18 protein-coding genes are annotated in these 18,581 nt (G+C 74.8%); 11 read left to right on the top strand and 7 right to left on the bottom strand.

The features are described 5' to 3' along the window. The first annotated feature begins 86 nt into the window (after nt 1-86). Complete coding sequence (gene ggt / locus ACFW6A_RS10245; RefSeq protein ID WP_351850728.1) at nt 87-1,943, top strand: gamma-glutamyltransferase; 1,857 nt, start codon at nt 87-89, stop codon at nt 1,941-1,943. A 7-nt stretch (nt 1,944-1,950) separates the two neighbouring features. Here the strand turns inward: ggt and ACFW6A_RS10250 are convergent, their stop codons facing one another. Further along, the gene (locus tag ACFW6A_RS10250; protein ID WP_351850729.1) at nt 1,951-2,616 is read right to left on the bottom strand and encodes a hypothetical protein; all 666 of its coding nucleotides are present in this window, start codon (nt 2,614-2,616) and stop codon (nt 1,951-1,953) included. A 69-nt stretch (nt 2,617-2,685) separates the two neighbouring features. Then, nucleotides 2,686-3,453, bottom strand: coding sequence for a type I methionyl aminopeptidase (map, locus tag ACFW6A_RS10255; protein WP_351850731.1), 768 nt, complete (start codon nt 3,451-3,453; stop codon nt 2,686-2,688). Between the two features lie 52 nt (nt 3,454-3,505). Here map and ACFW6A_RS10260 point away from each other — a divergent pair, with 52 nt between their 5' ends. From ACFW6A_RS10260 to ACFW6A_RS10305, 10 genes are all read left to right on the top strand, one after another. Then, entirely contained in the window at nt 3,506-3,757 is a 252-nt protein-coding gene (locus ACFW6A_RS10260) for a helix-turn-helix transcriptional regulator (RefSeq protein WP_351850733.1), read from the top strand. A 139-nt stretch (nt 3,758-3,896) separates the two neighbouring features. After that, entirely contained in the window at nt 3,897-4,196 is a 300-nt protein-coding gene (locus tag ACFW6A_RS10265; protein WP_351850734.1) for a hypothetical protein, read from the top strand. Nucleotides 4,197-4,306: 110 nt separating this feature from the next. Then, complete coding sequence (locus ACFW6A_RS10270) at nt 4,307-5,545, top strand: alginate lyase family protein (RefSeq protein ID WP_386639805.1); 1,239 nt, start codon at nt 4,307-4,309, stop codon at nt 5,543-5,545. A gap of 11 nt (nt 5,546-5,556) precedes the next feature. Continuing rightward, nucleotides 5,557-5,952 carry a PPOX class F420-dependent oxidoreductase gene (locus ACFW6A_RS10275; protein ID WP_351850736.1) on the top strand — a complete coding sequence of 132 codons (396 nt, stop codon included), beginning with the start codon at nt 5,557-5,559 and terminating at the stop codon, nt 5,950-5,952. A 145-nt stretch (nt 5,953-6,097) separates the two neighbouring features. After that, nucleotides 6,098-7,438, top strand: coding sequence for a UL36 very large tegument protein (locus ACFW6A_RS10280; protein ID WP_386639808.1), 1,341 nt, complete (start codon nt 6,098-6,100; stop codon nt 7,436-7,438). A 245-nt stretch (nt 7,439-7,683) separates the two neighbouring features. Beyond that, nucleotides 7,684-8,523, top strand: coding sequence for a nitrilase-related carbon-nitrogen hydrolase (locus tag ACFW6A_RS10285; protein ID WP_351856070.1), 840 nt, complete (start codon nt 7,684-7,686; stop codon nt 8,521-8,523). Next, entirely contained in the window at nt 8,520-9,800 is a 1,281-nt protein-coding gene (locus ACFW6A_RS10290; RefSeq protein ID WP_351856067.1) for an aspartate aminotransferase family protein, read from the top strand. Before ACFW6A_RS10285 ends, ACFW6A_RS10290 begins: the two co-directional genes overlap by 4 nt. A gap of 18 nt (nt 9,801-9,818) precedes the next feature. Next, nucleotides 9,819-11,222 (top strand): dihydropyrimidinase, encoded by a 1,404-nt coding sequence (gene hydA / locus ACFW6A_RS10295; RefSeq protein ID WP_351856064.1) that lies wholly within the window; start codon nt 9,819-9,821, stop codon nt 11,220-11,222. Between the two features lie 11 nt (nt 11,223-11,233). Next, on the top strand, nt 11,234-12,250 hold the full coding sequence (locus ACFW6A_RS10300; protein WP_351856060.1) for a TIGR03842 family LLM class F420-dependent oxidoreductase: 1,017 nt from the start codon (nt 11,234-11,236) through the stop codon (nt 12,248-12,250). An 88-nt stretch (nt 12,251-12,338) separates the two neighbouring features. Then, nucleotides 12,339-13,247, top strand: a complete 909-nt coding sequence (locus tag ACFW6A_RS10305; RefSeq protein WP_351856057.1) for a zinc-binding dehydrogenase — start codon at nt 12,339-12,341, stop codon at nt 13,245-13,247. A gap of 72 nt (nt 13,248-13,319) precedes the next feature. Here ACFW6A_RS10305 and ACFW6A_RS10310 read toward each other — a convergent pair whose 3' ends face one another. From ACFW6A_RS10310 to ACFW6A_RS10330, 5 genes are all read right to left on the bottom strand, one after another. Further along, a complete protein-coding gene (locus ACFW6A_RS10310) occupies nt 13,320-13,979 on the bottom strand; it encodes a ScbR family autoregulator-binding transcription factor (RefSeq protein ID WP_351856054.1) in 660 nt (219 codons plus the stop codon). A gap of 116 nt (nt 13,980-14,095) precedes the next feature. Continuing rightward, on the bottom strand, nt 14,096-15,433 hold the full coding sequence (locus tag ACFW6A_RS10315; RefSeq protein WP_386639811.1) for a cytochrome P450: 1,338 nt from the start codon (nt 15,431-15,433) through the stop codon (nt 14,096-14,098). 670 nt (nt 15,434-16,103) lie between these two features. Then, nucleotides 16,104-16,793 (bottom strand): ScbR family autoregulator-binding transcription factor, encoded by a 690-nt coding sequence (locus tag ACFW6A_RS10320; RefSeq protein ID WP_351856048.1) that lies wholly within the window; start codon nt 16,791-16,793, stop codon nt 16,104-16,106. A 258-nt stretch (nt 16,794-17,051) separates the two neighbouring features. Next, entirely contained in the window at nt 17,052-18,191 is a 1,140-nt protein-coding gene (locus ACFW6A_RS10325) for a transaldolase family protein (RefSeq protein ID WP_386639815.1), read from the bottom strand. Further along, a complete protein-coding gene (locus ACFW6A_RS10330) occupies nt 18,188-18,547 on the bottom strand; it encodes a hypothetical protein (RefSeq protein ID WP_351856043.1) in 360 nt (119 codons plus the stop codon). The genes ACFW6A_RS10325 and ACFW6A_RS10330 overlap by 4 nt, the downstream gene beginning before the upstream one ends. Nucleotides 18,548-18,581: the final 34 nt, after the last annotated feature.

Below are 18,581 nucleotides of genomic sequence, written 5' to 3' on the forward strand. Positions count from 1 at the left end.
CCGTTCGAGGGGTGAGGGAAGGCCTCCTGCCGCCGGGGCGGCAAGGAAGTTACGCTGCGTGGACGGTCATTGACGGGAGGTCAGGGATGCGTCGCTCCGCAGTCCGGTACGGGGTGGTCGCCGCGGCGGCCGCGACGGTGCTCTCGGTGGGGGCGGCCGCCCCGCCCCGTACCGCTCCGCAAGCCCCTCGGGATCAGCCGGCCGCGCCGGTCGCGCGGGCCCTGCCGGCCGCGCCGGCCCCGCCCGGCAAGGTGCCCGTGGCCGTCGGCCACGGCGGCGCCGTCGCCAGCGTGGACGCCGACGCCAGCGCCGCCGGCATCGAGGTGCTGCGCCGGGGCGGCAACGCGGTCGACGCGGCTGTCGCCGTCGCCGCCGCCCTCGGCGTCACCGAGCCGTACTCGGCCGGCATCGGCGGAGGCGGCTACCTCGTCCACTACGACGCCCGGAGCCGTACGGTCTCCACCGTCGACGGCCGCGAGACCGCCCCCGCCTCGGCCGACGCCGCCCTCCTCACCGAGAACGGCGCCCCGCTCCCCTTCGAGGAGGCGATGACCAGCGGGCGCTCCGTCGGCACCCCCGGCACCCCCGCCACCTGGGCCGCCGCCCTGGACGCCTGGGGCAGCAAGCCGCTCCGCGAACTCCTGGCCCCCGCCGAGCGGCTGGCCCGCGAGGGCTTCGCCGTCGACGCCACCTACCGCGCCCAGACGGCCGCCAACGAGGCCCGCTTCCGCGACTTCCCGGCCTCCGCCGCCCTCTTCCTGCCCGGCGGCCGGCTCCCCGAGGTCGGCTCCGTCGTCAGGAACCCGGACCTGGCCCGTACCTACGCCACCCTCGGGAGGGAGGGCGTCGACGCCCTCTACCGCGGCCCGCTCGCCCGCGACATCGTGCGCACCGTCCGCACCCCTCCGGTCCGCGAGGGCGCCGGCCGCGTCGTCCGGGCCGGGGACCTGACGGAGCGGGACCTCGCCGCGTACCGGACCGTCCGGCGCGCCCCCACCCGGGTCACCTACCGGGGCCTCGACGTGTACGGCATGGCCCCGTCGTCCTCCGGCGGCACGACCGTCGGCGAGGCCCTCAACATCCTGGAGAACACGGACCTCTCCGCCGTCCCGGAGACGGCCTACCTCCACCGCTTCATCGAGGCGAGCCGGATCGCCTTCGCCGACCGGGGCCGTTGGGTCGGCGACCCGGCCTTCGAGTCCGTGCCCGTCCGCGGCCTGCTCTCCCGGCGGTACGCCGACTCCCGGGCCTGCCTGATCCGCGACGACGCCGCCCTGACCAGCCCGCTCGCGCCCGGCGACCCGCGCCACCCGGTGCCGTGCGCGGCCGGCGGGACCGCGGCCCCGACGACGTACGAGGGCGAGAACACCACCCACCTCACGGTCGCCGACCGGTGGGGGAACGTCGTCGCCTACACGCTCACCATCGAGTCCACCGGCGGCAGCGGCATCACCGTCCCCGGGCGCGGCTTCCTGCTCAACAACGAACTGACCGACTTCTCCTTCGTCCCGGCGAACCCGGCCGTCCACGACCCCAACCTGCCCGGCCCCGGCAAGCGCCCCCGCTCCTCGATCTCCCCGACGATCGTCCTGGACCGCCACGACCGGCCGGTCCTCGCCCTCGGCTCACCGGGCGGCGCCACCATCGTCACCACCGTCCTCCAGACCCTCACCGGCGTCCTCGACCGGGGGCTGCCGCTCGTCGACGCCATCGCCGCGCCGCGCGCCAGCCAGCGCAACCAGGCCACGACCGAGCTGGAGCCGGCCCTCTGGAACGGCCCGGTCAGGCCCGCGCTCGAAGCCCTGGGACACGGCTTCCGGCAGAACCCGGAGATCGGCGCCGCCACCGGCGTCCAGCGCCTGCCCGACGGGCGGTGGCTGGCCGCCGCCGAGACCGTCCGCCGGGGCGGCGGTTCGGCGATGGTGGTCCGTCCCGGCCCGTGAGGGCCCCTCAGGAGGCGCCGTCCGGGGCCGATTCCAGCGCGCGGGCGGCGGCGAGGCAGTCGGGCGGTGCCTGCGGGTCGTCGCGGACGGCCCGCAGCAGCACCGGCACGGGCATCGTCCGCAGCGCGTGGCGCCAGGCGAGGTGCCCGTGGGAGGCGGCGTACCGGGCGGTGAGGAGTTCGGCCGGGGTCAGCTCCGCGCCGGACCGCAGCAGGAGCGCGGCGAGTCCCCGCCGGGTCAGGCCGGTGCAGATCTCCTGTGCGGTGACCTCGTCGCGGCGGTGGTCGTCGTGGACCTCGTACAGCAGGCCGTACACGAGCCGTTCCTCGCGCGGGGTGACCGGCACGGGCAGCCGCGTCCGCCACCAGTGGGCCTCCACGGCGGCCGGGGACAACGGCACGGGCAACCCGCAGGACAGCGGGCCAGGCGCCAGCCGGATCGCGCCCAGGGCGATCCACCGCTCCGACAGCCCGCGCCGGAAGGCCAGTCCGCCGGCCGTCTCCGGCGCCAGGGCCCGGGCCGCCTCCGCCAGCTCGTCGACCGCCGGCCCGTCCGTCCACACCAGGGCCGGCACGTCGCCGTCGTGTCCGGCCGCCACCGTGCCGAACCGTTCGCCCAGGGCGGCCGCCAGGGCGGCCACCGCCTCCGGCACCGGGCGCGTCTCCTCCGTCATGGGGCGAGTCTAGGAGCCGCCCCGTGAGGGGGCCGGGGCGGCGGCGGAACCCCGCGCCGCTCGCCCGGGCTACGGCGCGGTCAGGACGCGCGGCCCCGCGTCGGTGACGGCCACCGTGTGCTCGGCGTGGGCGGCCCGGGAGCCGTCGAGCGTGCGGATCGTCCAGCCGTCCCGGGCCGTGTAGTGCCCGTCGCCGCCGCCCCCGACGAGCATCGGCTCGATGGCCAGGACCATGCCGTGGCGCAGCCTCATCCCGCGCCCGGGGCGTCCCTCGTTCGGCACGCCCGGGTCCTCGTGCATGGCGCGGCCGATGCCGTGCCCGCCGAAGCCGTCCGGGACGCCGTACCCCGCCTTCCGGCACACCGTGCCGATCGCGTGCGCGATGTCCCCGATCCTGTTGCCCACGACGGCCGCCGCGATGCCGGCCGCCAGGGCCTCCTCGGCGGCGGCGATCAGCCGGGTGTCCTCGGGGCGGGCACGGCCGACGGTGAAGCTCACCGCCGCGTCCCCGGCCCAACCGCGCAGCAGGGCGCCGCAGTCCACCGAGACCAGGTCGCCGTCGGCGAGCCGGGTGCCGTCCGGGACGCCGTGCACGATCGCGTCGTTGACGGACACGCAGACGACGGCGGGGAAGGGCGTCGGCGCCCAGTCCGGGCGGTAGCCCAGGAAGGGCGAGCCCGCGCCGGACCGGTCCAGCACCTCCCGGGCCGCCCGGTCCAGCGCGGCGACGGGGACCCCGGGCGCCGCCGCCTCCCGCGCCGCCGCCAGGGCGCGGGCCACCACGCGGCCCGCCTCGCGCATCTCGTCCATGTCCGTGTCGGTCTTGATCTTCACCATGCCCATTACTATACCGGTATGAAAATGGGGTCCGGGTCGGTACAGTGGGGGCATGGTGCGCACCCCCCTGACCCCGGAAGAGCGCGAGCGCGGCGAGCGCCTCGGGCGGCTGCTGCGCGACGCCCGCGGCGAGCGCTCGATGGTCGAGATCGCCGCGGCGGCCGGCCTGTCGGCCGAGACCCTCCGCAAGATCGAGACCGGCCGCGCCCCCACCCCGGCCTTCTTCACCGTCGCGGCCCTCGCCGGCGTCCTCGACCTGTCGATGGACGAACTGCTCGCCCGCTGCGCGCCGCTGCCCGCCTGACCGGCCGCGCCCGCCCCCGGTCCGCCCGCCGGGTGGCCCCCGCCCGTCCGGGGGAGGACGCTTGAGGTGAGTACGTCCGGGTGGACCGAGGGCGTACCGCCGCAGGGAGCCTCCGCCCGGCCGGGATCGGGGTTGTGCCATGCGCATGCTGATGAAGGTCGAGATGAACACCGAGGTCTCCAACGACCTCATCCGCCAGGGCGCCGTCCAGGGGCTCATGCAGGAGGCGCTCGGGCGCATCCGCCCCGAGGCCGCCTACTTCACCGTCGAGAACGGCTGCCGCACCGGCTACTTCTTCTTCGACCTCGCCGAGACCTCCGACCTGCCGGCCATCGCGGAACCCTTCTTCATGAGGCTCGGCGCCAGGATCCACTACTCGCCGGTGATGAACCAGGAGGAACTGGCCAAGGGCCTGTCCCGGCTCTCCGACCACGGCTGAGCCGGACCGCCCGGCCGTCCTTTGCCGTGCCCCGGCGGGGTGACCCGGTGGCGTGACCCGGTGGAGTGACAGCGGATGCGGCGGTCCGCCCGGGGGCCCACCGTGGTGCCGTGCACCCTCAGTCGCGTACCCGCCCGCGCCGCCTCCGGGCGGCCGCCGCCGTCCTCGTCCCGCTGCTGCTCCTGTCGGCGGCGGCCTGCGGCGGCGAGCCCTCCGGCGCCCCCGCGCAGGTCCCTCCGGCCGGCGCCGCCCCGGAGCGCTTCCGCCATCCGGGCGTCCTCGTCGGCGGTGCCCAGCTCGACGCCGTCCGGCGCCACGTGCGGGCGGGCGAGGAACCCTGGGCCTCCGCCTACCGGGCGATGGGCGCCTCCCCGTACGCGGCCCCCGACTACGTCCCGCACCCGGCGCGGACCGTCGCCTGCGCCTCCAACGCCGGCACCGACGCCTGCGTCGCCGAGCGCGAGGACGCCCTCGCCGCCTACACCCACGCCCTCCTGTGGTCCGTCTCCGGCGAGGAGGAGCACGCGGCGAAGGCCGTGGAGATCATGGACGCCTGGGCGCGGACCGTCAAGGAGCACACCCGCGACGACGCCGACCTCCAGACCGCCTGGGCCGGCTCCTCCTGGGCGCGCGCCGCCGACATCGTCCACGCCGGCTACCCCGCCTGGGGCGGGGCCGCCGTGCAGCGCTTCAAGTGGATGCTGCGCAAGGCGTACCTGCCGGCCGTCACCTCCGACGTCCCCGACTACAACGGGAACTGGGAGCTGGCGATGACCGACGCCGCCATCGGCATGGCCGTCTTCCTGGAGGACCGCCGCCTCTTCGAGCAGTCCGTACGCCGCTACCGCGCCCGCGTGCCCGCCTACTTCTACCTCGCCTCCGACGGCGCCCTGCCCAAGCCGCCGCCCGGCGGCACCATCGACACGCCCGACGAACTGGCCGCCTACTGGTTCGGCCAGCGCACCTACCGCGACGGCCTCGGCCAGGAGACCTGCCGCAACTTCATGCACATCGGCTACTCGCTGGCCGCCACCGCGCACATCGCCGAGACCGCCTGGCACCAGGGCGTCGACCTCTACCGCGAGGAGGCGCCCCGGATCGCCGCCGCCCTGGAGTTCCACGCCCGCTACCAGCTGGGCGCCGCCGCCCCGCGCTGGCTGTGCGGCGGCAAGGTCGAGCGCACCATGGGCCCCGACGTCGAGGTCGCCCTCAACCACCTCGAAGGCCGCATGGGCATGCGGCTGCCGCAGACCGCGAAGCTCGCCGCCAGCCAGCGGCCGGGCGGCACCGACGACCTCTTCGTCGCCTGGGAGACCCTGACGCACGCCCGCAACCCCACCCCGGCATAGGCTCGGCGGTCATGACGACCGACGGACGAATCCCCGAGGAGCTGCGGCGCGGCCGCTACCTCAGCCTCACCACCTTCCGGAAGGACGGGACCGGCGTCGCCACCCCCGTCTGGTACGCCATTGAGGGGGAGCGGGTGTACGTCTGGACCCGCACCGACTCCTGGAAGGTCAAGCGGCTCCGCAACGACCCCCGGGTCGAGCTGAGCGTCTGCGACGTGCGCGGCGGTGTCCCCGAGGGCGCCGTCCGCGTCCCCGGCACGGCCCGGCTGGTCACCGGGGAGGAGCTGCGGCACGTCCGCGGGCTGCTCTCCCGCAAGTACACCTACCAGTTCTGGCTGGTGGACTGGCCGGCCATGGTCGCCCGGCTCGGCAAGCGCCCCCACACCGGCATCGTCGTCACCCTGTGACCCGCCGGTACGGGACCGATGTGGTCCCCGGGGCACGGAAAGGAAAACGGTCCGTAGCCGTCCCGTAACACGACTGCGGTGCAATGCCCTGCGGCGGACCGGAAGGTCCCCTTCTATCGCGTCTATCGCGGGGCAGGTGCGGCGCATGACGGTCACTCACATTCCGCCGGAGATGGCGGAGTTCACCCACTGGCTGGGCGGGCTGGCCGCCCGCGCCGAGCGGGCCGGCGGCTGGTGGGCCGTCTTCGCCGAGCGGGACCCCGACGGCCTGGGCGCCTGCCTGGAGGGCGCCGAACTGCTGCCCTGGGACGTCGTCGCCTCCCTGCTCCGGGACGTGGGGGAGGACCCGGGGCACGCGCGGGGACTGTACGCGGCGGCCGCCGGCGCCCACGACCGCAGGCCCGGCGGCGCCGAGGCGCTGGCCGCCCGCCGCGCGCTGATGGAGGACGAGCGCCGGCACGCCGGGGACCGGATCAGGGAACTGGACCTGCTGCTCCTCACCCACCCCGACCCGGACTCCGGGGAGGCCGCCCGGCTGGCGCACGACCTGGCCTGGACCCGCGACGACCTCGCGCGCGCCACCGCCCGGATCGCCGACCTCACCGACCGGCTCGACCGGCTGCGCGCCGCCCCGGCGCCGGAGGCCGGCCCGGAGGCGGGCCCGCCGCCCGCGCCGGAGCGCCGCCGCCCCCGCGGCGCCCGCTACGCCTGGGCGGCGGACGACGCCACCGAGGGGCCCGCGCCCTCCGCCGTCCCCGTGCCGCCCGCCGGCGGCCCGGAGCCGCGCGGTGCCCGCTTCCGGCTCCGGGCCGCCCCCCGTACCGGCCCCGCCGCCCCGGCGGCGCCCGGCCCCGCGCCCGCGGCATCCGGCCCCGCGCCCTCGGCACCCGGTGCCGCCGCCGGCCCCCGGCCCGGCGCCCCCGGCCCGTCGCCCGCCGTCCCGGACGAGGCCGAGGAGGCCGGGCGCGCCGCCGCCAACGCGGTCTACGCCCTGAGGCGGCTGCGCGCCCAGGGCCGTACCGGCGAGGCGCACGTGCTGCTCTGCGAGGCGCTCGTCGGGCCGCCCGCCCGGCTGCCCGCGCTCGCCGGCGAACTCCACCGCGCCGGGTTCGGCGCCGACTGGGGGACCCTGCTCTGGGAGGCCGCCTCGCTGCCGCCCGCCCGGCTGGCCGCCGTCGCCGGGGCGCTCGCCGACGCCGGGCGCGCCGACGACTGCGAGCAGCTGCTGCGCCAGGGTCTCTCCCGTCCCGTGGAGGAACTGGCCGGAGCCGTCGCCGTGCTGGTCGCCGAGGGGCACGACCGCGAGGCCCACGCGCTGCTCACCGCCTTCCTGCGGGTCCGCACCCCCGAGGAGGCGGCCCGGCTCGCGGCCGTGCACCCCGCCCTGCTCGTGCCCCGGCTCGGGGCGGCGGCCCGCGCCCTCTCGGCCGCCGACGACCGCGCCCTGCGGCACGCGCTGCGGGTCGGGGGAGTCCTCGGCGGCTGAGCGCCGGGCCGGGGCGCCGGGCCGGCGCTGTGGTCCGGGGCGCGGGGCCGGAACCGTACGATCGGGGAGCAGTCCGCACGTGTCGGTACGTGTCCGGTGTGGACCACTCCGGTATGAAACATGATCGACTGCTCTGCTTCCGGGCGGCAGTCTTGCTCCGAGGTGTGACGGGGCTTACGTTCTCCTCCTACGCCCCGTGTCTACGGGCGTAGAGGCTCTTTGCCGCCGCGCCGAAGGAGCTGCTCATGACCGTCGTACGCGCCGCCCTCGTCCAGGCGACCTGGACCGGCGACACCGAATCCATGATCGCCAAGCACGAGGAGCACGCCCGCGAGGCGGCCCGCCAGGGCGCCCGGGTGATCGGCTTCCAGGAGGTGTTCAACGCCCCCTACTTCTGCCAGGTCCAGGAACCCGAGCACTACCGCTGGGCCGAGCCCGTGCCGGACGGCCCCACCGTCACGCGGATGCGGGAGCTCGCCCGCGAGACCGGCATGGTGATCGTCGTCCCGGTCTTCGAGGTCGAGTCCGAGGGCTTCTACTACAACACCGCGGCCGTCATCGACGCCGACGGCAGCTACCTCGGCAAGTACCGCAAGCACCACATCCCGCAGGTCAAGGGGTTCTGGGAGAAGTACTACTTCCGCCCGGGGAACGCCGGCTGGCCGGTCTTCGACACCGCCGTCGGCAAGGTCGGCGTCTACATCTGCTACGACCGCCACTTCCCCGAGGGCTGGCGCCAGCTCGGCCTGAACGGCGCCCAGCTGGTCTACAACCCGTCGGCGACCCACCGCGGCCTCTCCTCCTACCTCTGGCAGCTGGAGCAGCCCGCCGCCGCCGTCGCCAACGAGTACTTCGTCGCCGCCATCAACCGCGTCGGCGTCGAGGAGTACGGCGACAACGACTTCTACGGCACCAGCTACTTCGTCGACCCGCGCGGCCGCTTCGTCGGCGACGTCGCCTCCGACAAGGAGGAGGAACTCGTCGTCCGCGACCTCGACTTCGGCCTCATCGAGGAGGTCCGGCAGCAGTGGGCCTTCTACCGCGACCGCCGCCCCGACGCGTACGACGGGCTGGTCCGGCCGTGAGCGGCCTGCACGCCCGGCACCGCGCCGTCCTCCCCGACTGGCTGGCGCTCTACTACGACGAGCCGATCGAGCTCACCCACGGAGAGGGCCGGCACGTCTGGGACGCCGAGGGCCGCCGCTACCTCGACTTCTTCGGCGGCATCCTCACCACCATGACCGCCCACGCCCTCCCCGAGGTCACCAAGGCGGTCGCGGAACAGGCCGGCCGGATCGTCCACTCCTCCACCCTCTACCTCGACCGGCCGATGGTGGAGCTCGCCGAACGGATCGCCGCCCTCTCCGGCATCCCCGACGCCCGCGTCTTCTTCACCACCTCCGGCACCGAGGCCAACGACACGGCCCTGCTCCTCGCCACCGCGTACCGCCGCTCGAACCAGATCCTGGCGATGCGCAACAGCTACCACGGCCGCTCCTTCTCCACCGTCGGCGTCACCGGCAACCGCTCCTGGTCGCCCACCGGCCTCTCGCCGCTCCAGACCCTGTACGTGCACGGCGCCGTCCGCAGCCGGGGACCCTTCGCCGGCCTCACCGACGAGCGGTTCACCGAGGCCGCCGTCGCCGACCTCGAAGACCTCCTCGGCCACACCCACCGGGTCGCCGCCCTCATCGCCGAACCCGTCCAGGGCGTCGGCGGCTTCACCTCCCCGCCCGACGGCCTGTACGCCGCCTTCCGCCGCGTCCTCGACCGGCACGGCGTCCTGTGGATCTCCGACGAGGTGCAGACCGGCTGGGGCCGCACCGGCGACCACTTCTGGGGCTGGCAGGCGCACGACCGGGCCGGACCGCCCGACATGCTCACCTTCGCCAAGGGCATCGGCAACGGCATGGCGATCGGCGGCGTGGTCGCCCGCGCCGAGATCATGAACTGCCTGGACGCCAACTCCATCTCCACCTTCGGCGGTTCGCCGGTCACCATGGCCGCGGGCCTGGCCAACCTCGGGTACCTCCTCGACCACGACCTCCAGGGCAACGCCCGCCGGGTCGGCGGCCTCCTCATCGAGCGGATCCGCGCCGCCGCGGCCGGGGTCGACGCCGTCCGCGAGGTCCGCGGCCGCGGGCTCATGATCGGCATCGAACTCGCCGACCCCGCCACCGGCCGCGCCGCCCCCGAAGCGGCCTCCGCCGTCCTGGAGGCGGCCCGCGAGGGCGGACTCCTCATCGGGAAGGGCGGCGGCCACGACACCAGCGCCCTGCGCGTCGCACCCCCGCTCTCCCTCACCGTCGCCGAGGCCGAGGAAGGCGCCGCGATCCTCGAACAGGCCCTCCGGTCGCTCTAGTTGGCAGGGAGAAACTCCGTGAGCACCCGAACCCTCATCCGGGGCGGCCTCGTCGTCACCGCCTCCGACGAACTCCACGCCGACGTCCTCGTCGAGGACGGCCGCGTCGCCGCGCTGGCCGCCCACGGCTCCGACGCGGCGGCCGGCTGGACCGCCGACCGCGTCCTCGACGCCACCGACCGCTACGTCATCCCCGGCGGCGTCGACGCCCACACCCACATGGAGCTGCCCTTCGGCGGCACCTTCGCCTCCGACACCTTCGAGACCGGCACCCGCGCCGCCGCCTGGGGCGGCACCACCACCGTCGTCGACTTCGCCGTCCAGTCCGTCGGCCACAGCCTCCGGGAGGGCCTGGACACCTGGTACGCCAAGGCCGACGGCAACTGCGCGATCGACTACGCCTTCCACATGATCATGTCGGACGTCACCCCGACCACGCTGAAGGAGATGGCCCTCCTCGTCCAGGAGGGCGTCAGCTCGTTCAAGCTCTTCATGGCCTATCCCGGCGTCTTCTACTCCGACGACGGGCAGATCCTGCGGGCTATGCAGGTCGCGGCCGACACCGGCGGACTGATCATGATGCACGCCGAGAACGGCATCGCGATCGACGTCCTCGTCGAGCAGGCCCTGGCCCGGGGCGAGACCGACCCCCGCTACCACGGGGAGGTCCGCAAGGCCCTGCTGGAGGCGGAGGCCACCCACCGGGCGATCCAGCTGGCCCGGGTCGCGGGCAGTCCGCTGTACGTGGTGCACGTCTCCGCCGAGGAGGCCGTGGCCGAGCTGGCGGCGGCCCGCGACAAGGGCCTGCCGGTCTTCGGCGAGACCTGCCCGCAGTACCTGTTCCTGTCGACCGACAACCTGGCGGAGCCGGACTTCGAGGGCGCCAAGTACGTGTGCTCGACGCCGCTGCGGCCGAAGGAGCACCAGGCGGCGCTCTGGCGGGGGCTGCGGACGAACGACCTCCAGGTGGTGTCGACGGACCACTGCCCGTTCTGCTTCGTGGGGCAGAAGGAGCTGGGCCGGGGCGACTTCTCGAAGATCCCCAACGGCCTGCCGGGCGTGGAGAACCGCATGGACCTCCTCCACCAGGCCGTCGTCGACGGGCACATCTCGCGGCGCCGCTGGATCGAGATCGCCTGCGCCACCCCGGCCCGCATGTTCGGCCTCTACCCGCAGAAGGGCACCATCGCGCCCGGCGCGGACGCGGACATCGTCATCTACGACCCGCACGCCACGCAGACGCTGTCCGCCGAGACCCACCACATGAACGTCGACTACTCGGCGTACGAGGGGAAGACCGTCACCGGACGCGTCGAGACCGTGCTCTCGCGCGGCGTCCCGGTCATCGAGGCGCGCGCCTACGTCGGCCGCGCCGGCCACGGGGCCTTCCTCCCCCGCTCCACCTGCCAGTACCTGAACTAGGAGGCCGCCCCTTGGACTTCGGACTCGTCCTGCAGACCGACCCGCCCGCCTCGCAGGTCGTCGGCCTGATGCGCCGGGCGGAGCGCAACGGCTTCCGCTACGGCTGGACCTTCGACTCCGCCGTGCTCTGGCAGGAGCCCTTCGTCATCTACAGCCAGATCCTCGAACACACCACCAAGCTCCACGTCGGCCCGATGGTCACCAACCCGGGGACGCGCACCTGGGAGGTGACCGCCTCCACCTTCGCCACCCTCAACGACATGTTCGGCAACCGGACCGTCTGCGGCATCGGCCGCGGCGACTCCGCCATGCGCGTCGCCGGCCGCAGGCCCAACACCCTGGCCCGCCTCGGCGAGGCCATCGAGGTCATCCGCGACCTGGCGGAGGGACGGGAAGCCGAGGTGGACGGCAACCCGATCCGCATCCCGTGGGTGAAGAACGGGAAGCTGCCGGTGTGGATGGCGGCGTACGGCCCCAAGGCCCTCGCGCTGGCCGGGCGGAAGGCCGACGGCTTCATCCTCCAGCTCGCCGACCCGTTCCTCACCGAGTGGATGGTCAAGGCCGTCCGGCAGGCCGCCGTCGACGCGGGCCGCGACCCCGACGCCCTCACGGTCTGCGTCGCCGCCCCCGCCTACGTGACGGCCGACGACTCGCCCGAGGCCCTGGCCCACGCCCGGGACCAGTGCCGCTGGTTCGGCGGCATGGTCGGCAACCACGTGGCCGACCTGGTCGCCAAGTACGGCGAGCACTCGGACATGGTGCCGGAGGAGCTGACGGCGTACATCAAGGACCGGCAGGGCTACGACTACTCCCACCACGGCCGCGCCGACAACCCGGACACCGCCTTCGTCCCCGACGAGATCGTCGACCGCTTCTGCCTCCTCGGCCCCGCCGAGGCCCACGTCGAGAAGCTCCGCCGCCTGAAGGACCTGGGCGTCGACCAGTTCGCCGTCTACGCCATGCACGACGACCGGGAGGGCGCCATCGACGCCTACGGGACCTCCGTCATTCCCGCGGTCAACGCCTGACCACCGGGCGCCGGACCTCCGCCCGCCCGGCACGGCCCCGTGCCGGGCACCGCGGCGGTCCCGCACCGGAAGCGGTAACTTTCTGATCATGCTCGCGATACGGTTCGACCGTTTTGGCGGTCCCGAAGTCCTCACGCCCGTGGAGATCCCGGTCCCGGTTCCCGGCCCCGGCGAGACCCTGATCGCCGTGGAGGCGGCTGGGGTCAACTTCGCCGACACCTTCCAGGTGGACGGCTCCTACCTCTCCGCCGACCTGCTGCCGCACGTCCCGGGCGGGGAGGTGGTCGGCCGCACGGAGGACGGCCGCAGGGTCCTCGCCAAGGTGGGCCACGGTTATGCGCAGTACGCCGTCGCCCGGGAGAGCGCCCTGGTCGAACTGGGCGAGGAGCTGGACGCCGCCCAGGCCCTCGCCCTGCTGACCCAGGGGCTCACCGCCTGGCACCTGCTGCGCTCCGCGGCCCGGCTCCGGGCCGGCGAGAGCGTCGTCGTGCACTCCGCGGCGGGCGGCGTGGGCAGTCTCGCGGTCCAGCTCGCCCGCGAGTTCGGGGCGGGCCGGGTCCTGGCGCAGGCGTCCACGCCGGAGAAGGAGCGGCTCGCCCGGGAGCTGGGCGCGGACGAGACCGTCCGGTACCCGCTGCCGCTGCGCGCGGACGTGATCCTGGACGCGGCGGGCGGCGAGCTCTTCGAGCACGCCCTCGGCTCCCTCGCCGACTTCGGCCGGCTCGTCACCTACGGCAACGCGTCCCGCACCGCCTTCGCCGCGCTCGACCCGGCGCGGCTCAGCCGCCTCAACGCCTCCGTCGTCGGCTTCTGGCTGCGGCCCACCCTGGCCCGCCCGGGAGCTCTGCGCGAGCCGCTGGAGGAGCTGCTCGCCCTCACGCGCGCGGGCCGGCTGCGTCCCGTGACCGGAGCCGAGTACCCCCTCGCCGAGGCCCGGCGGGCCCACGCCGATCTGCTGGACCGCCGCACCACGGGCAAGGTCGTGCTCCGGCCCTGAACGGCCGGGCGGGTGGCCCGGGTCCGCCGGAGCGTACGGTCGCTCACCGCGGGCCCGGGACCGCCCGCCCGGTCACACCGCCGGCTCGGGCTGCAGCGCCCGCTGCTCCTCGCGGTACCGCTCGTACAGCGCCTCGGCGCGCTCGGGGGAGGTCTCGATGTGGCGGAGGACGGCCGGCACGGCGATGCCGGGGAGCGTCAGCTCGTACACCTTCGCCGTCAGGCGGACGAGCCCCTGCGCGGTGCCCGAGGCCAGGGCCATGAGCTGGAGGCCGGTGAAGGCCCCCACCAGGACCTCCGCGGTCTCCGCCGGGTCGACGTAGTCGTAGACCTCGCCCGCCGCCTTCGCCTCGATGAGCTGCTCGGAGGTGAGGGCGGTCCACAGGGGCCAGGGGCCGCCGAAGAAGGCGCCCGCCCCCTGGTCGGCGGCCAGGCGGGCGGCGCCCCGCAGGACCGGCTCGTTGGGCAGGCGGTGCGCCAGCAGCAGTGCCGTGTCCACGAGGGCCTGCACCTTCACGGGGTGGTCGACCTTGCCGGTCACGGCGTGCTCCAGCACACCGCGGGCGAGCTCTTCCTTGGACGCGAAGTGGAAGTACAGCGCGCCCTTGGTCACCTGCGCCTGGGCGAGGATCTCGGCGATGTTCGCCGCCTCGTAGCCGCGGCGGGCGAACACCTCCGCAGCCGCCGTCAGAACCGCGTTGCGGGTCCGGATCGCGCGTGGTTGTCGTGCCACCGGGAAGGCCTCCTCGCCATCGGTCGTCCGTTTGGCCCCCGTACTCCCTGAGGGTAAAACAAAACCGGGGCGTCCGTATCTTAGGGGATGGACAGGAGCGGTCCCAGGATCCGGTCTCAGCGGGCCGCGGGGACCCCCGGCCGGGTGGGTGAGGGCGTGCGCGCACCGGTCCGCTGCGCCGGGACGGTCGTCCCGGCGCGCTGACGGCCGGGGCGGGCCCCGCCGGTCGTCACGGGGAGTTCCCGGTGGCCGTTGGAGATGAACGAGGCCAGCGGGCGCAGGGTGTCGGAGGGGACGGCGAGCGCGAGGCCGGGGAAGCGCTCGAACAGGCGCGACAGGGCGACGGCGGCCTCCATCCTGGCCAGCGGGGCGCCCAGGCAGTGGTGCGCGCCGTGCCCGAAGGACAGGTGGCCGCGCCGGGTCGGCCGGGTGACGTCGAAGGCGTCCGCGTCCGCACCGTGCGTCTCGGGGTCCCGCCCCGCACCGGCGACCGAGATGACCACCGCGTCGCCCCGGGGTATGAGGACGTCGCCGAGATCGATGTCCTCCACCGCGTAGCGGAGCATGAGGTGCGCGGCGGGCGGCTGCCAGCGCAGGGTCTCCTCGACCACGTCCTGCCACGAGACGGCGCCCGAGCGGACCAGTGCGAGCTGGTCGGGGTGGGTCAGCAGGGCGTGCACGGCGTGGTCGATGAGGTTCACGGTCGTCTCGAAGCCCGCCGAGAGCAGGTGGACGAGGGTGTCCAGCAACTCCCGCTCGTCGCACCGCTGCTCGACCTGCTGGGCGTGGACGAGCGCGCTGGTGAGGTCGGGTCCGGGCGCGCGCCGCTTGGCCTCGACCAGGCCGGACAGCAGCGCGTACAGCCGTTCGGCGCAGCGCTGCACCTCGGGGGTCTCCGTGGAGGTGTCGAAGAGCCGGTCGAAGAGCGCGCACATCTCTCCGCTGCTCTCCTCCGGCACGCCGAACAGCTCGCAGACGATCCGGGCGGGCAGCGGGGTGGCGAACTCCGTGCGCAGGTCGAAGGCGTGCCCCGGCGGGAAGGCCGCCAGCCGGTCGAGCAGCTCGGCGGTGATCCGCTCGACGGCGGGTCTCATGGCTTCCGTCCGGCGCGCGGTGAAGGAGGAGGCGACGAGCCCGCGCAGCCGGGCGTGCTCGGAGCCGTACGCGGTGAACATGCTGCGGATCGTCACCCACATCGACAGGGACCAGCCCGTGTCCACCTCGCCGCTGATCCATGCGGGCCAGTGCTGCTCGGGGTCCTTGGAGAGGCGGGGGTCGGCCAGCAGCCGGCGGCAGGCCTCGTATCCGGTGACGGACCAGGCGGGGACGCCGCCGGGAAGCTCGATCCGGGCGGCGGTTCCCCGGCTCCGGATCGCCGCCGTCTCGGCGTGGATGTCACGTCCCAGGGGGTCGATGGCGAAGGGGCACATCGGCTGCTCCGTCTGCGGGGACACGTTTGATCTCCGGTTTCCTGTGAAAGGGGCTTCGGAAGGGACGACTTGGTGAGGGGGAGGGAGGGGGAGGGGTGGCGCCGATCGCCGGGGTGGGGCGACGGCGTCCGCGCGCGTACGCCGGAAGGCGGCGTCGGGCTCCTCGCCGGGAGCGCCTGGTGCGGCGGGCGAGGTTCGGTGCGGGAGGGCCCGCGCAAGAAGGGCGGGCCGGCTCGTACGGTGACGGCGCCCTGCGCGGCGGACGGTGAGCGTCACCGGCCCGGGGCGGACGCGGACGCGCGGTCGCCCGTGGGGCGGGGACGGCCGCCCCGGACCCGGGGCGCGCGGAAGCGGCGCCCGGCGTCCGTCGGCGGTGGGGCCGGGCGCGCGGTGCCGTCCGGCGGCGGTCCTACAGCCGGGCGTGCGGGGGGACGAACCCGCGACGGCGCGCACGCCGTCGCGGACCGGTCTTCGCTTGCCAGAAAGAAGAGTGTGTCCCCACCGTGAGCCCCCGTGCATAGGACGATGGACGAGCCATCGGTTCCGTGACAGCCGTCGCGGGGTGAGCAAGCTCCCCCGCGCCGACACCTGGGGAGAAACTAACAAACCGGCTGAGCTGTTTTCAAGCGGTCGGGGCGGTCGGGGCGGTCGGGGCGGTCGGGGCGGTCGGGGCGGTCGGGGCGGTCGGGCGGGGCTACGTCGCCGGGTGCGCGGAGGGGACCGGCTCGGGCGTCTGGGGGCCGGATGCCCCGTACGGAGCCCCGACGGCGAGGCCGCGGCCTCCGGGGTCGACCGCGCGCTGGGAGCGCGCGGCGGCGATCCGCGGCAGCAGCAGCCGCCACAGTCCGGTCAGCGAGGCGCCGGACAGCCACACCCCGTCGTGCCGGCTCAGGACCTCCAGGCCGGTGGTCGCCGCGACCAGGACGGTGGTCGCGTCCCGCTGCGACACCCCCTCGGCGAGTTCCCCCTCGTCGGCCGCGTGGCTGAGCAGCGCCTGTACGCAACTCTGCCATTCCTGACGCAGGTTCAGCTCGGGCCGCCCGACGGCATCGCAGTTGAGGCGGTACCCGGCCCGCGTCACCACGTCCTGGCGCAGCAGGCGGGCCAGGGCGTGCGAGGTGTCCACCAGTGCCTGGAGCGTGTCGGTCCGCTGGGCCTGGGTCGCGCGGGCGGTGCGGCGCAGGGACCGGCAGGCCTCGTTCTCGACGGCCTGGGCCACGGCCGCCTTGCTCTCGAAGTGGAAGTGCAGCGCGCCGGAGCTGACTCCGGCGCCCGCGCTGATCTCGGCGAGGCGCGCCTGCTCGTAACCGCGTCGCTCGAACAGCTCGGCCGCGGAACGGATCAGTGCGTCGCGGGTGCGGGCGGCCCGTTCTTGTTTGCTCACTCACTGACTCCCGTTGGTGGACACCGCACGGGTACGCGGTTGGTGGTAAAGAATGTACCAAACCAACTGCCTGGTTTGTATTCGTAGAACACGAGAACGCGGAATGCGGTGAGGGGCTCCCTGGCGCGCCTGGTCCGAGGCGCGGACGCGCTCGCCGCCTCGGGGTCGAGAGGGGGCGGGGCAGTCAAAAAACCTTCTGGGCGGTTTCTTGTCTTCTCCGTGCGGTGCGGTTTCCCGCCGGGCGGGAACCGCGCGGCGTCACAGCGGGGACAGCGCGCGGCCGTGGGCGTCGAGTTCGCCGCGGACGGCCGCCAGCAGCCCGCCCCAGGCGCTCGCCGACTGCCGGAGGGTGGCCGTCGCGAGCGAACTGACCAGCGTGGGGTAGGAGATCCCGAACCACGGCAGGTAGGACAGGACGCGCCGCGCCTCCGCGTAGTGCCGCCGCACGCTGTCCCCCCTGATCTCGCCGTGGTCGGCGACCGCCCGCAGGGTCGCCTCCGTCAGCACGCCGACCGTGCCCGGGGCGACGAGCTCCTCGACGTACCGGGTGTCCGGGTACAGCGGGGTGGGGGCGTCGACCGCGTTCCAGGCCAGCCGCTGCGGGACGGCCCCGCTCGCGGCCAGCCGGCGCCACCTCGGCGAGGCGAGCCAGTCCTCGTGGACCTCGTACGCGAGCCGGGCGTTGGCGATTCCCGCCTTGCCCGCCATGGCCCTCGCCTCCGGGGTGCCGGCCTGGTCGAGCAGCCGGTCCACCTCGATGTCGAGGGAGTTCACGAAGAACGAGGCGACCGAGGAGACCGACCGGAGGTCGAGCCCCGCGGCGCGGGCCCCTTCGAGCCCCGACAGGAACGCCTCGGACACCTGGGCGTACCGGTCGGGCGAGAAGACCGCGGTGGCGTCCACCCCGATGCCCTCCGCGAGGCAGAGGCTGATGGCGGACAGGTTGGCGGCCGTGGCCGGGATCTTGACCAGGAGGTTCGGCCGGTTGACGGCGCGCCACCGGGCGCGTGCCTCCGCCACCGTCGCGCCCGCGTCGAAGGCGTTCCTCGGGTCGATGTCGAGGGAGACGAAGCCCTCGCGTCCGCCGCTGCGTTCGTGGACGGAGAGCAGCGCGTCGCACGCCGCCCGGGTGTCCTGGGTGGCGAGCTCCCACACCACCTCCTCCGAGGTGAACCCCTCGCGCGCCAGCTCGTGGATCCGCTCCCGGTGGTGGCTTCCGCCGCGCAGCAGGTCGGCGAAGGCGGGGAGGCTGCCGACCGCGCCGGTGAGGACACGGGTCTCCTCCTGCCGGAGCAGCGCGCCGAGGTCGTGCCGCCCCGTGCTGTGGAATCCGTCGAGCCAGACCGAGACGCCTTCGGTGGCGAGCCTGGTGAAGACATCGTTCATGGCGTTGTTCACGACTCCTGTGGGTGGATGGGCGGGGCAGCGGATCCGGAGGTCCAAAGAGGGGGTTCGGCCGCCGGGAAGGGTTCCGTACGGCTGCCGGGCCGGCCGGCCGGGCCGTGGAGGGAGCCGAACTGGACGAAGACCTCGCCCTCGGCCGTGGGGACGGCGGACCAGTCGCCGGGCAGGTCGTCGTCGTGGAAGAGCGCCGTCAGCGCGCGGGCGGACCCTCGGGAACCGCGGTCGGCGTGGTGATGATCGGGGCGGACGCGGAACGTGGCCCCGTCGCCGGGGTCGTGCTCGGCCGGGCAGTCGCCCGAACATGCACGGCCGCGTCCGCCGGCGCAGAACGTGGTGCTGACGTAGGCCATGGTGGCCCCCTCTGCAGGTGTGTAGGGGGAGGAG

Source organism: Streptomyces sp. NPDC058758 (assembly GCF_042746075.1).
Lineage (GTDB): Bacteria > Actinomycetota > Actinomycetes > Streptomycetales > Streptomycetaceae > Streptomyces.

Coding starts and splice junctions, on each gene's coding strand:
- ggt (WP_351850728.1), top strand. CDS start 87: ATGCGTCGCTCCGCAGTCCGGTACGGGGTGGTCGCCGCGGCGGCCGCG.
- ACFW6A_RS10250 (WP_351850729.1), bottom strand. CDS start 2,616: ATGACGGAGGAGACGCGCCCGGTGCCGGAGGCGGTGGCCGCCCTGGCG.
- map (WP_351850731.1), bottom strand. CDS start 3,453: ATGGTGAAGATCAAGACCGACACGGACATGGACGAGATGCGCGAGGCG.
- ACFW6A_RS10260 (WP_351850733.1), top strand. CDS start 3,506: ATGGTGCGCACCCCCCTGACCCCGGAAGAGCGCGAGCGCGGCGAGCGC.
- ACFW6A_RS10265 (WP_351850734.1), top strand. CDS start 3,897: ATGCGCATGCTGATGAAGGTCGAGATGAACACCGAGGTCTCCAACGAC.
- ACFW6A_RS10275 (WP_351850736.1), top strand. CDS start 5,557: ATGACGACCGACGGACGAATCCCCGAGGAGCTGCGGCGCGGCCGCTAC.
- ACFW6A_RS10280 (WP_386639808.1), top strand. CDS start 6,098: ATGACGGTCACTCACATTCCGCCGGAGATGGCGGAGTTCACCCACTGG.
- ACFW6A_RS10285 (WP_351856070.1), top strand. CDS start 7,684: ATGACCGTCGTACGCGCCGCCCTCGTCCAGGCGACCTGGACCGGCGAC.
- ACFW6A_RS10305 (WP_351856057.1), top strand. CDS start 12,339: ATGCTCGCGATACGGTTCGACCGTTTTGGCGGTCCCGAAGTCCTCACG.
- ACFW6A_RS10330 (WP_351856043.1), bottom strand. CDS start 18,547: ATGGCCTACGTCAGCACCACGTTCTGCGCCGGCGGACGCGGCCGTGCA.